This window comes from Streptomyces lanatus (assembly GCF_014655715.1).
In the GTDB taxonomy this organism is placed as follows: Bacteria; Actinomycetota; Actinomycetes; order Streptomycetales; family Streptomycetaceae; genus Streptomyces; species Streptomyces lanatus.
The window spans coordinates 188163-203094 of the sequence record NZ_BNBM01000014.1; the positions used below are offsets into that span (position 1 = coordinate 188163).

A 14932-nucleotide genomic window follows, 5' to 3' on the forward strand; every position below is an offset into this window, starting at 1 on the left:
GCTCACCCGGATGGGTGAAGCTCCCTGTTCCTAAGCGAAGGCGACGTTGTAGATGCCTGCCGCGATGGCGCCGCCGATGAGCGGACCGACCACCGGGATCCAGGCGTAGCCCCAGTCCGAGCCGCCCTTGTTGGGCAGGGGCAGGAGGGCGTGCACGATGCGCGGACCGAGGTCACGGGCCGGGTTGATCGCGTAACCGGTCGGGCCGCCCAGCGACAGGCCGATCGAGACGACCACGAGCGCGGTGATCAGGGCGCCCAGGGTGCCCAGGCCCTTGCCGCTGTCGTTCAGGCCCTGCGTGAGGACCGCGAGCACCAGCACGATCGTGCCGATGATCTCCGTGAGGAGGTTCTGCACCGCGTGCCGGATCTCGGGACCGGTGGAGAAGATGCCCAGGACCGGGCCCGCGCCCTTCTCCTGGGCCTCGACCGCCTTGGCGGCCGTGGCCTGCGCACCCGGACCGCCGACGATCTCCTTGTCGGTGAGGTGGGCGTGGAACTGGCCGTAGTAGGCGACCCAGACCAGAGCCGCACCGATCATGGCGCCGAGGAACTGACCGGCGAAATACGTCGGAACGTTGCTCCAGTCGTTGTCCTTGATCGCCAGAGCGACCGTCACGGCCGGGTTCAGATGGGCGCCGGACAGCGGCGCCGAGGTGTAGACCGCCGTGAGCACCGCGAAGCCCCACCCGAAGGCGATGGCGAGCCAGCCGGCGTTGCGAGCCTTGGAGGCCTTCAGCGTGACGGCGGCGCAGACGCCACCGCCGAGCAGGATGAGTATGGCGGTACCGATGGTCTCGCCGATGAAGATGTCGGAGCTGGACACCCGCGACTCCTTTGTCCTTCGTCCAGGGGAAGCCGAACCCCGGGTCCCACCGGTGGTTCGCGTTGCCCTCGGGGGTGAGGGCGATGCCGGCCCTTGGCACTGTCACACTCTAGCGCGTATTGCCGGTAGGTGTTCGACAATGCCGACCGATGGACGGGAGTCTTGCCCCGGTGTGAGGGATGCGTCAAGGCCTCTGTCGTTGAATGCGCGATCGTTGTTGGTTGTGTTGCTTTATCGATATGCCGACAGTTCGGCGGCAGTGGCGCGGTGCATGCGCGGTGGGTGCGCCGTGGGGGCGCGACGAAGACCGGGACGTCCTACGACGCCCCGGCGGTCGCTCCCCCTTCGTCCTCGCCTGCGCGGGGCCTCAGAACCGCCCGGCGCCCAGATCCCGCGACACCGCTCGGGCGCAGTCCCGCACCGCCGCGATCAGCTCGGGACGCAGCTCCCCGTCCCGGCACAGCCGCTCCACCGCCCCGGTGATACCCACGGAGCCCACCGGCATACGGCGCCGGTCGTGGATGGCGGCGGCGACGGAGGCGACGCCCTCCCAGGTCTCCTCGACGTCAGCGGCATAGCCACGCGCGCGTGTCATGTCGAGGATGTGCTCGAAGCCGTCCATGTCGCACACGGTGCGATCCGTGAAGGCCTTGCGGTCCGCCTCGATGGCCTCGCTGTGCGCCACCGGGTCGTACGCCGAGAGCACCTTGCCGAGCGCCGTGGAGTGCAGCGGCTGCATGGCGCCGATCTCCAGCACCTGCCGGCTGTCGTCCGGGCGGAAGACGTGGTGGACGATCAGCACGCCCTGCTGGTGCAGGACACCGAGATAGACGCTCTCCCCGCTGGAACGGGCCAGGTCGTCCGTCCACACCAGGGCGCGTGCCCGCAGCTCGTGCACATCCAGATAGGTGGTGCCCAGGCGCAGCAGCTCGGCGCCCAGCTGATACCGCCCGGACGCGTCGTCCTGCTCCACGAAGCCCTCCTGCTGGAGGGTGCGCAGGATCCCGTGCGCGGTGCCCTTGGCGAGGCCCAGTGAGGAGGCGATGTCCGACAGGCCGAGGCGTCGCTCGCCGCCTCCGAGAAGCCGCAGCATCGCGGCCGCCCGTTCGAGCGACTGGATGTTCCGTGCCATCCCCGTGCTGCCTCCGTCCCCTTCGACCGTCGACCTCGCGACGTCGCTGCCGCCGTTCGGCAATGTCGAACACTACCGGTCGTTGCCGACCTCCCGCCAATGGTCGGCCGTTATCCGTCCGCTTCTGTTGCCCCACTCGTAGCCGAGGGTCGACCCGGCCGTCATCCCCGTCCGCGTCGTGGACCGTCCGACCACTTCGCCGCGGTCCCGGCTACCCTGGCGGCGTGCGCCCACCGCGGACCCTTCCGTAAAGGGCGCAAAGCCGACAGCCGTCGCACTCCAGGGAGCCCTTTCATGGCCTCGTTGCCACCGACCCCTTCCGCCGACAGCCGGACCCGCGTGTCCGCGCTCCGTGAGGCACTCGCCACCCGAGTGGTGGTGGCCGACGGAGCGATGGGCACCATGTTGCAGGCCCAGGAACCGACCCTGGAGGACTTCCAGAACCTCGAGGGCTGCAACGAAATCCTGAATATCACCCGCCCGGACATCGTCCGCTCCGTCCACGAGGCGTACTACGACGCCGGCGTGGACTGCGTGGAGACCAACACCTTCGGCGCCAACCACGCCGCGGCTGCCGAGTACGACATCGCCGACCGGGTGTTCGAACTATCCGAGTCCGGCGCCCGTATCGCCCGCGAGACCGCCGACGCGTTCGGGGCCCGGGACGGCCGCCAGCGCTGGGTCCTCGGCTCCATTGGGCCGGGCACCAAGCTGCCGACGCTCGGTCACATCGGGTACACCACGATCCGTGACGCCTTCCAGCAGAACGCCGAGGGCCTGATCGCGGGCGGCGCGGACGCGCTGATTGTGGAGACCACCCAGGACCTGCTCCAGACCAAGGCCGCCGTGATCGGCGCCCAGCGCGCCCGCGAGATCGCCGGCCTCGACCTGCCGATCATCGTTTCCGTCACCGTCGAGACCACCGGCACCATGCTGCTGGGCTCCGAGATCGGCGCCGCGCTCACCGCGCTTGAGCCGCTCGGCATCGACATGATCGGCATGAACTGCGCGACCGGCCCCGCCGAGATGAGCGAGCACCTGCGCTACCTCTCCCGGCACTCGCGCATCCCCCTGTCGTGCATGCCGAACGCGGGCCTGCCGGTCCTTGGCAAGAACGGCGCCACCTACCCGCTGACCGCGCCGGAGCTGGCCGACGCCCACGAGACCTTCGTACGGGACTACGGCCTCTCCCTGATCGGCGGCTGCTGCGGCACCACGCCAGAGCACCTGCGCCAGCTGGTCCAGCGCGTGCAGGGCGTCACCCCGACCGAGCGCACCCCTCGCCCCGAACCCGGCGCCGCCTCCCTCTACCAGACCGTCCCCTTCCGCCAGGACACCTCCTACCTGGCCATCGGCGAGCGCACCAACGCCAACGGCTCCAAGAAGTTCCGCGAGGCCATGCTGGAGGCCCGCTGGGACGACTGCGTGGAGATGGCGCGCGAGCAGATCCGCGAAGGCGCGCACATGCTCGACCTGTGCGTGGACTACGTCGGCCGTGACGGCGTCGCCGACATGGAGGAACTCGCCGGCCGCTTCGCCACCGCCTCCACCCTGCCGATCGTCCTGGACTCCACCGAGGTCGACGTCATCCAGGCGGGACTGGAGAAGCTCGGCGGGCGCGCCGTCATCAACTCCGTCAACTACGAGGACGGCGACGGCCCCGAGTCCCGCTTCGCGAAGGTCACCAAGCTCGCCCAGGAGCACGGCGCCGCCCTGATCGCGCTGACCATCGACGAGGAGGGCCAGGCCCGCACCCCGGAGAAGAAGGTCGAGATCGCCGAACGGCTGATCGACGACCTCACCGGCAACTGGGGCATCCATGAGGCGGACATCCTCATCGACACCCTGACCTTCACCATCTGCACCGGTCAGGAGGAGTCCCGCAAGGACGGCGTCGCCACCATCGAGGCGATCCGCGAGCTCAAGCGCCGCCACCCGGACGTCCAGACCACCCTCGGCCTGTCCAACATCTCCTTCGGCCTCAACCCGGCCGCCCGCATCCTGCTGAACTCCGTCTTCCTCGACGAATGCGTCAAGGCCGGCCTGGACTCGGCGATCGTGCACGCGAGCAAGATCCTCCCGATCGCCCGCTTCAGCGAGGAAGAGGTGCATACGGCCCTCGACCTCATCCACGACCGCCGCGCCGAGGGCTACGACCCCCTCCAGAAGCTGATGCAGCTCTTCGAGGGCGCCACCGCCAAGTCCCTCAAGGCGGGCAAGGCCGAGGAACTGGCCGCCCTCCCGCTGGAGGAGCGCCTCAAGCGCCGCATCATCGACGGCGAGCGCAACGGCCTGGAGGCCGACCTCGACGAAGCCCTCCAGACCCGCCCCGCCCTCGACATCGTCAACGAGACCCTCCTGGACGGCATGAAGGTCGTCGGCGAGCTGTTCGGCTCCGGCCAGATGCAGCTGCCGTTCGTCCTCCAGTCCGCCGAGGTCATGAAGGCGGCCGTCGCCCACCTCGAACCGCACATGGAGAAGTCCGACGCCGACGGCAAGGGCACCATCGTGCTGGCCACCGTGCGCGGCGACGTGCACGACATCGGCAAGAACCTCGTGGACATCATCCTGTCCAACAACGGCTACAACGTGGTCAACCTGGGCATCAAGCAGCCCGTCTCCGCGATCCTGGAGGCCGCCGAGGAGCACCGGGCCGACGTCATCGGCATGTCGGGCCTCCTGGTCAAGTCCACGGTGATCATGAAGGAGAACCTGGAGGAGCTCAACCAGCGCGGCCTGGCGGCGAACTACCCCGTCATCCTTGGCGGAGCCGCCCTCACGCGCGCGTACGTCGAGCAGGACCTGCACGAGATCTACGAGGGCGAAGTCCGCTACGCCCGCGACGCGTTCGAGGGTCTGCGCCTGATGGACGCCCTCATCGGCGTCAAGCGCGGCGTGCCCGGCGCCAAGCTGCCCGACCTCAAGCAGCGCCGGGTGCGCGCCAGTACGGTGACGGTCGAGGACGAGCGCCCCGAGGAGGGCCATGTCCGCTCCGACGTCGCCATCGACAACCCGGTCCCCGAGCCGCCGTTCTGGGGAACCCGCGTCATCAAGGGCATCCAGCTCAAGGAGTACGCGTCCTGGCTCGACGAGGGCGCCCTCTTCAAGGGCCAGTGGGGCCTGAAGGAGACCCGCGCCGGAGACGGGCCGTCATACCAGGAACTCGTCGAGACCGAGGGCCGCCCGCGGCTGCGCGGCCTGCTCGACAAGCTCCAGACGGAGAACCTGCTGGAAGCCGCCGTGGTCTACGGCTACTTCCCCTGCGTCTCCAAGGACGACGACCTGATCCTGCTCGACGAGCACGGCAACGAACGCACCCGCTTCACCTTCCCGCGCCAGCGCCGTGGCCGCCGCCTGTGCCTCGCGGACTTCTTCCGCCCGCAGGAGTCCGGCGAGACCGATGTCGTAGGCCTTCAGGTCGTCACCGTGGGCTCGCGCATCGGTGAGGAGACGGCGCGGATGTTCGAGGCGAACGCCTACCGCGACTACCTCGAACTGCACGGCCTGTCGGTGCAGCTGGCCGAGGCCCTCGCCGAGTACTGGCACGCGCGCGTGCGTTCCGAGCTCGGCTTCGCCGGGGACGACCCGGCCGACATCGAGGACATGTTCGCGCTGAAGTACCGCGGCGCCCGCTTCTCGCTGGGCTACGGCGCCTGCCCCAACCTGGAGGACCGCTCCAAGATCGCCGACCTGCTCCAGCCGGAGCGCATCGGCGTCCATCTGTCCGAGGAGTTCCAGCTGCACCCCGAGCAGTCCACGGACGCGATCGTCATCCATCACCCGGAGGCGAAGTACTTCAACGCACGCTGACGCGGCTCCCCGCGTGTGATCCGTGTGCCCAGAGGCACACCGGTCAAACCAGGCGCTTCGCCTGAGCACGTCGTACACTGGACGGTCCACCGCAGGCCGGTTCCCTTAGTGGGAGCCGGCCTGTCCGCCCCTCAAGGAGGTGCGCCAGGATGACCAGTACGGTCCCCGCGCCAGTAACCCGTACGGCCGACGGGTCGGCCCTTCAGGCTGTTCTCCTCGACATGGACGGCACTCTGGTGGACACCGAGGGCTTCTGGTGGGACGTCGAGGTCGAGATCTTCGCCGGCCTCGGTCACACCCTCGACGACTCCTGGCGCCATGTCGTGGTCGGCGGCCCCATGACCCGCAGCGCCGGCTTCCTGATCGAGGCCACCGGCGCCGACATCACGCTCGCCGAGCTCACCGGGCTGCTCAACCAGGGCTTCGAGGACCGTATCGACCTCGCCCTGCCGCTGATGCCGGGCGCGGCCCGGCTGCTGGCCGAGCTCGCCGCGTACGACATTCCCACGGCCCTGGTCTCCGCCTCGCACCGGCGCATCATCGACCGTGTGCTGACCTCGCTCGGCCCGCAGCACTTCGCGCTGACCGTCGCCGGCGACGAGGTGGCGCGCACCAAGCCGCACCCGGACCCGTATCTGCTGGCCGCGGCCGGGCTCGGCGCCGACCCGGCCAGATGCGCGGTCGTCGAGGACACCGCGACCGGCGTCGCGGCGGCCGAGGCCGCGGGCTGCCACGTGGTGGCCGTGCCCTCGATCGCCCCCATCGCCCCGGCCGCCCGGCGCACCGTCGTGACCTCCCTCGAAGAGGTCGATCTTGCATTTCTGCGCGGCCTCATGGCCGCCTGACAACACAAATGCGCCCGCCGTTCACCCAGCGTGCAACATCGATAACGCGTTAATTCCGCGGAGAAATTCGAGCGCGCCCCTCGGCGGTCGGATCGCAGTGCGTTCGAAGTCGGTTCGCGGGCGGATGGCTGAATTCCGGCGCATCCGTAGACCGTTCAGTTTGTGACGTTCACCACTTAATCCGGGGTCGACAGGCGCCCCGCACCGTGCCGAGCAGCCTCCCGGGAAAGCTTCGAGCGCACCCATGTGTCCCGATTGATGGAAGGGTGCACGAATCCTTCCGGGGTCAGCCTTTCTTTGCGTCCGCGTCCGGTTCCGCTCCGTGATGAAGCCCCAACTCCGGTCGCATCGAACCCTCCTGCGGGCGCGGACTAATCTCGTCGCGAGAACATCGCACTTACCCCGTGACCCGCCGCGACACCCCTGCATGCCGGGTACACGGAGTCGACAGCTGGAGAAGCCCGAGCATGAACCGCAAAACTTTGGTGCTGCCGGCCGTCATCGGCCTGCTCGCGCCGGTTCTCGCCGCCTGTGGCGGGACCGACAGCGGGAGTGACGGCGGCGACGCGATCGTCGTCGGCACCACGGACGCGTTCACTGCCTCGAAGGACGCTCCCGCCCCGCTCGACCCGGCCTACGCCTACGACGTCGGCACCTGGAACATCCTGCGCCAGACCGTGCAGACCCTGATGATCCAGCCCCGCGGCGAGGGCAACCCCGTGCCCGAGGCCGCCCAGAGCTGCGGCTTCACCGACAGCGGCAACGAGCGCTACGCCTGCACCCTGCGCAAGGACCTCAAGTTCGCCGACGGCGACGCGGTCACCGCCGAGGACGTCAAGTACTCCATCGACCGCGCCCGCTCCCTGAAGGCCGCCAGCGGCGTCTTCGCCCTGCTCTCCACCATCGACACCGTCGAGACCCAGGGCGACCGCGAGGTCATCTTCCACCTCAAGACCGCCGACGCCACCTTCCCGTTCAAGCTGTCCACCCCGGTCGCCGGCATCGTCGACCCGGACATCTACGCCAAGGACAAGCTGCGCGACGGCTTCCAGGTCGACGGCTCCGGCCCCTACACCCTCCAGGCCGAGGTCGAGAACGACGAAAAGCTCGTCTCCGCCGTGTTCACCAAGAACCCCAACTACAAGGGGAGCTTGACGGTGAACAACGACAAGGTCGAACTGCGCAACTTCGCCGACGCAGACGAGATGGGCACCGCCCTCAAGAAGGGCGACATCGACCTGATGACCCGCACCATGTCGCCCGAGCAGATCCAGAAGCTGTCCGCCGACTCCGACGACAGCGTCGACCTCGTCGACCTGGCCGGCCTGGAGATCCGCTACCTCGCCTTCAACACCGACGACCCCGCCGTCAAGAGCAAGGCCGTCCGCCAGGCGATGGCCCAGATCATCGACCGCGGCGAACTCGTCTCCAAGGTCTACGGCTCCCAGGCCGAACCCCTGTACTCGCTGGTCCCCGCCAGCATCACCGGCCACTCCAACTCGTTCTTCAACAAGTACGGCAACCCCAGCGTCACCAAGGCCAAGACGCTGCTGGAGAAGGCCGGCATCACCACCCCGGTGAAGCTGACCCTGCACTACACCACCGACCACTACGGCTCGGCCACCAAGAAGGAGTTCGAGCTGCTGAAGAAGCAGCTCGACGCCAGCGGCCTGTTCGACGTCCGCATCGAGGGCGCCCCCTGGGCGACGTTCCGCCCCGCCGAGCAGAAGGGCGAGTACGAGGTCTACGGCATGGGCTGGTTCCCCGACTTCCCCGACGCCGACAACTACCTCGCGCCCTTCCTCGACAAGGACAACTTCCTCGGCTCCCCGTACGCCAACAGCACCATCCGCGGCACCCTCATCCCCGAGTCCCGCCGCGTCGCCGACCGGCTGTCCGCCTCCGGCAGCCTGACGGACATTCAGAACATCGTCGCCGACGACGTGCCGGTGCTGCCGCTGTGGCAGGGCAAGCAGTACGTCGCCGCCGGCGACGACGTCACAGGCACGGCGTTCGCGCTCAACTCCTCCTCCACCCTCCAGCTGTGGGAGCTCGGCCGTGGCGTGAGCGGCTGACGTCTCTCCAAGCCCGGCGCGCACGACCAGGGCGCCGGGCCTGGCCCGGGATCCGGGACGCGGCCCGGGTTCCTCACAATCGACGACAAGGCACTCGTACGTGAACATGCGCAACCAGTGGCCGGTACTGCCCGTAGTGGCAGGGCTGGCCTCCGGCCTGCTGACCGGCTGCGGCACGGAGACGGGCGATGCCGGGGGGACCGGCACCTCGGTGGTCATGGGGATGTCCGACGACGTCCTGGCCACCGACCCCGCCTCCGGCTACGACCCCGGCTCCTGGCTGTTGTTCAACAACGTCTTCCAGTCGCTGCTCAGCTTCCCCAAGGGCGCCACCGAACCCCAGCCCGAAGCGGCCCAGCAGTGCGCCTTCTCCGACACCAGAGCCACGGTCTTCGAGTGCACGCTCAAGGACGGCCTGAAGTTCAGCAACGGTGACGAGCTCACCTCGAAGGACGTCAAGTTCTCCTTCGACCGCCTGCTGAAGATCAACGACCCCGACGGCCCCGCCGTCATGTTCCCCACCCTCGACAAGGTCGAGACACCGAACGACAAGACGGTCGTCTTCCGGCTCAACTCGTCCGACGCCACCTTCCCGAGCAAGATCGCCTCGGGCGCCGGCTCCATCGTCGACGAGGACCAGTACGACGCCGACGGCCTCCGCAAGGACGGCCAGGCGGTCGGCTCCGGCCCGTACAAGCTGGACAAGTTCAACGACGACGAAGCCGTCTTCTCCGTCAACGAGAACTACAAGGGCACCGCCGACGTGCAGAACTCCGGCGTCACGCTGAAGTTCTTCCACGGCGACCAGGAAGCCCTCAAGAAGGCCCTCAGCGACGAGACGGTCGACATCGCCTACCGCGGCCTCACCGCGAGCGACATCGCCGACGTCGAGAAGGCCGGCAGCGACTCGGGCACCAAGGTCGTCGAAGGCAGCAGCGCCGAGGTCCAGCACCTGGTCTTCAACATGGACGACCCGGTCACCGGAAAGCTCGGCGTCCGCAAGGCCATCGCCCACCTCATCGACCGCGACGCCCTCATCAAGGACGTCTACCAGGGCACGGCCACCCCGCTGTACTCGATCATCCCGGCCGGCATCAGCGGCCACAACACCGCCTTCTTCGACACCTACGGCGCCCGCCCCTCCAAGGCCAAGGCCGCCGCCGCGCTCCAGAGCGAAGGCATCGACGGCAAGGTCAAGCTGACCCTGTGGTCCACCCCCTCGCGCTACGGCCCCGCCACCGACGACGAGTTGAAGGCCATCGCCCAGCAGCTCAACGACAGCGGCCTGTTCGACGCCGATGTGCAGTCCGTCGCCTTCGACCAGTACGAGAAGGACATCGCCGCCGGCAAGTACGGCGTGTACGTCAAGGGCTGGATCCCGGACTACCCGGACGCCGACAACTTCACCGCGCCCTTCTTCGGCAAGGGCAACGTGCTCAGCAACAACTACAGCAACAACTCGATCACCGGCACGCTCATCCCGCGCACCGCGGCCGAGAGCGACCGCTCCGCGACCGACGACGACTTCGGCCAGCTCCAGGACATCGTCGCCAAGGAACTCCCCGTACTGCCGGTCTGGCAGGCCAAGCAGTACGCGGTCGTCCGCGACAGCGTCTACGGCCTGGAGTACTGCCTCGACGCCTCCACCGTCTTCCGCTTCTGGGAACTCAGCAAGGGCTGACGGCCCCCGCACACGGCCCAATACACCGAGGGCGCCCCTTCCTTCCGGAAGGGGCGCCCTCGTCGTCGTGACCCGGTCGCCTACTGCGCGCCGGGACGCACCAACCCGCTCTCGTACGCGTACACCGCGGCCTGCACCCGGTCGCGCAGCCCCAGCTTGGTGAGCACATGACCGACGTGCGTCTTCACGGTGGTCTCGCTCACGAACAGATCCGCCGCGATCTCCGCGTTGGACAGCCCCCGCGCCACCAGCTTCAGCACCTCCACCTCGCGCTCCGTGAGCGTGTGCAGGGTGTCCGGAACCGGCTCGTCACCCGACGGCAGATGCGCCGAGTACTTGTCCAGCAGCCGACGCGTGATGCTCGGCGCGAGCATCGCCTCACCGGCCGCCACCACACGGATCGCCTGCACCAGCTCATTGGCCGGAGCGTCCTTCAGCAGGAAGCCACTGGCCCCCGCCTTCAACGCCTCCACCACATATTCGTCGAGATCGAAGGTCGTCAGTACCAGCACCTTCGCCGGACCGTCCCGCCCGGGCCCGGTGATCTGCCGCGTCGCCTCCACCCCGTCCATCCGGGGCATACGGATGTCCATCAGGACCACGTCGGGCTGCAGGGCCCGCACCTGATCGAGGGCCTGCAGACCGTCACCGGCCTCGCCCACGACCGCGATGTCCTGCTCCGCCTCCAGGATCATCCGGAAGCCGGTACGCAGCAGGGGCTGGTCGTCGACCAGTAGGACGCGGATGGCCACGTGAGTCTCCTTCGCTAGTCCGGCCCCATTCTGCCCTGCGCACCGACACCGGACTCGCCCGCCCTGACCACCGGCAACGGATAGGGCGGGGGAGTGCCCCCGAATTCCGGGCAATGGGCCTGGTGGTCGCACCAGCCGCACAGCTTCGTCGGCCGGGGACGCCACTCACCCGACTCCGTCGCCCGCCGGATCGCGTCCCACAGCGCCAGCAGCTTGCGCTCGACCCGCTCCAGATCGGCGAGCACCGGGTCGTACGTCAGCACCTCACCACTGCCCAGATAGACCAGCTGAAGCCGACGCGGGACGACCTTCTTCAGCCGCCACACCACCAAGGCGTAGAACTTCATCTGGAACAGCGCGCTCTCCGCGTACTCGGGCCGAGGCGCCTTCCCGGTCTTGTAGTCGACGATCCGCACCTCACCCGTCGGCGCCACATCGACCCGGTCGATGATCCCCCGCAGCCTCAGCCCCGAATCCAGCTCCGCCTCCACGAACAGCTCACGCTCGGCCGGCTCCAGACGCGTCGGATCCTCCAGACCGAACCAGCGCTCCACCAGCTGCTCCGCCTCACCCAGCCAGGCCGCCAGCCGCTCACCCTCGGGATCGTCCGCGAACAGCTCCACCACCTCAGGCCTGCTCTCCCGCAGCCGGTCCCACTGCCCCGGGATCAGGGACTTCGCGCGCGGAGCGGTCCGCTCGGCCGCCGGCACGTCGAAGAGCCGCTCCAGCACCGAGTGCACCAGCGTCCCCTTGGTCGCCGCGGCGCTCGGCTTCTCCGGCAGCCGGTCGATCACCCGGAACCGGTAGAGCAGAGGGCACTGCATGAAATCGCCGGCACGGGAAGGCGACAGCGAGGTCGGCGCTATGCCGGGGCGGACAGGGGAGTCGACGTTGATCGACGCGTCCGTGGACATGCCCGCGCCCTCACAGGCCCCGACCGTCGTCGCCGTACCGTCCGCCCCCTGCGGGAACTCGCCCTGCGCCGGCCCTGACACCGGCGCGACCTCACCGCCGCGCTCATCCGCGGCACCCTCCGCGCTCGTCTCCATGACCACAGACCCTACGGCCCACCACTGACAGTGACCCCACCCGGCTGTTACGGCCGGTACGTCAGGGGAAACTCAGGGGGTGCCGGGGCGAAACGCGTCAAGCAGGCCGCATACCATCGACCCGAGACCCTTCCGCCCGGCAGGCGCGGAAGACGCTTCGAACGAGGGGACACCGTGGACGAGAGCGGCGGGAGCGGGCAGCCGCGGTCCGGCACCGACGAGTCGACCGAACGCCGGCCGGACCGTACGAACCCGGCCACCGACCCCACACGCCCCGACCCCACCCCGTCCGACGAACAGCCCACGAGCCCCCGGCCGACCGACGCCGAGCAGGACTCACAGGCCACGGACGCCAAGAACGACCCGGGCGACACCGGCGACCAGCACGAACCGGGGGACAGCCCCGCCGGGCAGCCACCGGCGCAGGGCCCCACCGACGACACCGGGGCCGACTCAGTTGCCGACCACGCGCCCCAGAAAGACCCCACGGCAGACACCACAGCCCAGCCGAACCCCACCCCCACCACCCCCGACCGGCACCCCCACCCCGGCACCCACGACGACCGCGCCTTCGCCCACTCCGGCGCCAAGGGCCGGCCACCCCAGCGCCCCCGCGACCCCCGAGGCGGACTCCTCATGGGCCGCCCCTTCGGCGTGCCCGTCTACGTCGCGCCCAGCTGGTTCCTCGTCGCAGCACTGATCACCTGGGTCTTCGGCGGACAGCTCGACCGCGTCCTGCCCGAACTCGGCGCCGCCCGCTACCTCGTCTCCCTCTTCTTCGCCGTCGCCTTCTACGCCTCCGTCCTCGTCCACGAACTCGCCCACACCGTCGCCGCCCTCCGCTTCAAACTCCCCGTCCGCCGCATCCAGCTCCAGTTCTTCGGCGGCGTCTCCGAGATCGAGAAAGAAGCCGAGACACCCGGCCGCGAATTCATCCTCGCCTTCGTCGGACCCCTGCTCTCCCTCGTCCTCTCCGGCATCTTCTACGCCGCCATGCAGCCCGTCGAACCCGGCACCGTCCCCGGCGTCCTCCTCGCCGGCCTCATGATCTCCAACCTCATCGTGGCCGCCTTCAACCTGCTCCCCGGCCTCCCCCTCGACGGCGGCCGCATGCTCCGCGCCGTCGTCTGGAAGATCACCGGCAAGCCCATGACCGGCACCATCGCCGCCGCCTGGGTCGGTCGCGCCCTCGCCGTCTCCGTCCTCGTCGGGCTCCCCCTGCTCACCCAGTCCGGCGTCCTCGGCACCGACGCCGTCGACAACGTCGGCATGGACACCGTCATGGACGCCCTGCTCGCCGCCATCCTCGCCGCGATCATCTGGACCGGCGCCGGCAACAGCCTCCGCATGGCCCGCCTCAGAGAACACCTCCCCGAACTCCGCGCCCGCACCCTCACCCGCCGCGCCGTACCCGTCGAAACCGACACCCCCCTCTCCGAGGCCCTGCGCCGCGCCAACTCCGCCGGCGCCCGCGCACTCGTCGTCGTCGACGCCGACGGCAACCCCCTCTCCCTCGTCCGCGAAGCCGCCATCGTCGGCGTACCCGAACACCGCCGCCCCTGGGTCGCCGTCAGCGGCCTCGCCCAGGAACTCACCGACGGCATGCGCGTCTCCGCCGAACTCGCCGGAGAGGAACTCCTCGACACCCTCCGCGCCACCCCGGCCACCGAATACCTCGTCGTCGAGGACACCGGAGAGATCTACGGCGTCCTCTCCGCCGCGGACGTCGAGCGCGCCTTCGTCAAAGCCATGGCCCGCCCCTCCTAGCACCCCCCCACCGTGGTCGGCGACCCCCACAAACCCCGGTAGTCTGTTCACATGTCCGAACCGACCGGTGCCGCCCGCCGACGCGGGCCCTTCAAGGTCGGGGACCAGGTACAGCTGACCGACCCCAAGGGCCGCCACTACACGTTCACGCTCGAAGCCGGGAAGAACTTCCACACCCACAAGGGTTCCTTCCCGCACGACGAACTGATCGGCGCACCCGAGGGCAGCGTTGTCCGCACCACCGGGAACGTCGCCTACCTCGCGCTGCGCCCCCTGCTCCCCGACTACGTCCTGTCCATGCCCCGCGGGGCAGCCGTCGTCTACCCCAAGGACGCGGGGCAGATCCTCTCCTTCGCCGACATCTTCCCCGGCGCACGCGTCGTCGAGGCCGGCGTCGGCTCCGGCTCGCTCAGCAGCTTCCTGCTGCGCGCCATCGGCGACCAGGGCATGCTGCACTCCTACGAGCGCCGCGAGGACTTCGCCGACATCGCCAAGCAGAACGTCGAGCGCTACTTCGGCGGCCCCCACCCCGCCTGGCAGCTCACCGTCGGCGACCTCCAGGACAACCTCAGCGACACCGACGTCGACCGCGTCATCCTCGACATGCTCGCCCCCTGGGAATGCCTCGAAGCCGTCTCCAAGGCACTCGTCCCCGGCGGCATCCTCTGCTGCTACGTCGCCACCACCACCCAGCTCGCCCGGACCGTCGAATCCATCCGCGAGATCGGCTCCTTCAACGAACCGACCGCCTGGGAGACGATGATCCGCAACTGGCACATCGAAGGCCTCGCCGTCCGCCCCGACCACCGGATGATCGGACACACCGGCTTCCTCCTCACCGCCCGCCGCCTCGCCGACGGAGTGGAGCCGCCCATGCGCCGACGCCGCCCCGCCAAGGGCGCCTACGGCGACGACTACGAAGGCCCCAACGCCGACGGCGGCACCGGCCGCTGAAACAGGCCCACACCGCATTCAACGTACAAGCGCTGTGGTGGG

At 69.2% G+C, this 14932-nt stretch carries 10 protein-coding genes; 6 read left to right on the forward strand and 4 right to left on the reverse strand.

Features of this window, described 5'->3' with window-relative positions; translation table 11 throughout:
• Window positions 1-30: 30 nt before the first annotated feature.
• Window positions 31-825 carry an MIP/aquaporin family protein gene (locus tag IE325_RS31510; protein WP_190073521.1) on the reverse strand — a complete coding sequence of 265 codons (795 nt, stop codon included), beginning with the start codon at window positions 823-825 and terminating at the stop codon, window positions 31-33.
• 367 nt (window positions 826-1192) lie between these two features.
• The gene (locus tag IE325_RS31515; protein WP_190073522.1) at window positions 1193-1957 is read right to left on the reverse strand and encodes an IclR family transcriptional regulator; all 765 of its coding nucleotides are present in this window, start codon (window positions 1955-1957) and stop codon (window positions 1193-1195) included.
• Between the two features lie 294 nt (window positions 1958-2251).
• Here IE325_RS31515 and metH point away from each other — a divergent pair, with 294 nt between their 5' ends.
• The 4 genes from metH (at window position 2252) to IE325_RS31535 (ending at window position 10368) form a co-directional block, all read left to right on the forward strand.
• The gene (gene metH / locus IE325_RS31520) at window positions 2252-5767 is read left to right on the forward strand and encodes a methionine synthase (protein WP_190073523.1); all 3516 of its coding nucleotides are present in this window, start codon (window positions 2252-2254) and stop codon (window positions 5765-5767) included.
• 149 nt (window positions 5768-5916) lie between these two features.
• Complete coding sequence (locus IE325_RS31525) at window positions 5917-6612, forward strand: HAD family hydrolase (RefSeq protein WP_190073524.1); 696 nt, start codon at window positions 5917-5919, stop codon at window positions 6610-6612.
• Between the two features lie 467 nt (window positions 6613-7079).
• Entirely contained in the window at window positions 7080-8687 is a 1608-nt protein-coding gene (locus IE325_RS31530) for an ABC transporter substrate-binding protein (protein ID WP_190073525.1), read from the forward strand.
• 100 nt (window positions 8688-8787) lie between these two features.
• Window positions 8788-10368 (forward strand): ABC transporter substrate-binding protein, encoded by a 1581-nt coding sequence (locus tag IE325_RS31535; protein ID WP_190073526.1) that lies wholly within the window; start codon window positions 8788-8790, stop codon window positions 10366-10368.
• Between the two features lie 80 nt (window positions 10369-10448).
• On the opposite strand, the gene IE325_RS31540 is transcribed toward IE325_RS31535, so the two are convergent.
• Together IE325_RS31540 and IE325_RS31545 are read right to left on the reverse strand one after the other, a co-directional pair.
• The gene (locus IE325_RS31540; protein WP_190073527.1) at window positions 10449-11120 is read right to left on the reverse strand and encodes a response regulator; all 672 of its coding nucleotides are present in this window, start codon (window positions 11118-11120) and stop codon (window positions 10449-10451) included.
• Between the two features lie 14 nt (window positions 11121-11134).
• The gene (locus IE325_RS31545) at window positions 11135-12169 is read right to left on the reverse strand and encodes a RecB family exonuclease (RefSeq protein WP_190073528.1); all 1035 of its coding nucleotides are present in this window, start codon (window positions 12167-12169) and stop codon (window positions 11135-11137) included.
• Between the two features lie 174 nt (window positions 12170-12343).
• Between IE325_RS31545 and IE325_RS31550 the strand changes: the two genes are divergently transcribed.
• A complete protein-coding gene (locus IE325_RS31550; protein ID WP_190073529.1) occupies window positions 12344-13936 on the forward strand; it encodes a site-2 protease family protein in 1593 nt (530 codons plus the stop codon).
• Between the two features lie 51 nt (window positions 13937-13987).
• Window positions 13988-14890: a tRNA (adenine-N1)-methyltransferase gene (locus IE325_RS31555; protein ID WP_190073530.1), complete on the forward strand. Its 903-nt coding sequence runs from the start codon at window positions 13988-13990 to the stop codon at window positions 14888-14890.
• Window positions 14891-14932: the final 42 nt, after the last annotated feature.

Excerpts from the sequence above, each read along its gene's own strand:
- IE325_RS31515 (WP_190073522.1), bottom strand. The coding sequence starts at position 1,957 with ATGGCACGGAACATCCAGTCGCTCGAACGGGCGGCCGCGATGCTGCGG.
- metH (WP_190073523.1), top strand. The coding sequence starts at position 2,252 with ATGGCCTCGTTGCCACCGACCCCTTCCGCCGACAGCCGGACCCGCGTG.
- IE325_RS31525 (WP_190073524.1), top strand. The coding sequence starts at position 5,917 with ATGACCAGTACGGTCCCCGCGCCAGTAACCCGTACGGCCGACGGGTCG.
- IE325_RS31530 (WP_190073525.1), top strand. The coding sequence starts at position 7,080 with ATGAACCGCAAAACTTTGGTGCTGCCGGCCGTCATCGGCCTGCTCGCG.
- IE325_RS31545 (WP_190073528.1), bottom strand. The coding sequence starts at position 12,169 with ATGGAGACGAGCGCGGAGGGTGCCGCGGATGAGCGCGGCGGTGAGGTC.
- IE325_RS31555 (WP_190073530.1), top strand. The coding sequence starts at position 13,988 with ATGTCCGAACCGACCGGTGCCGCCCGCCGACGCGGGCCCTTCAAGGTC.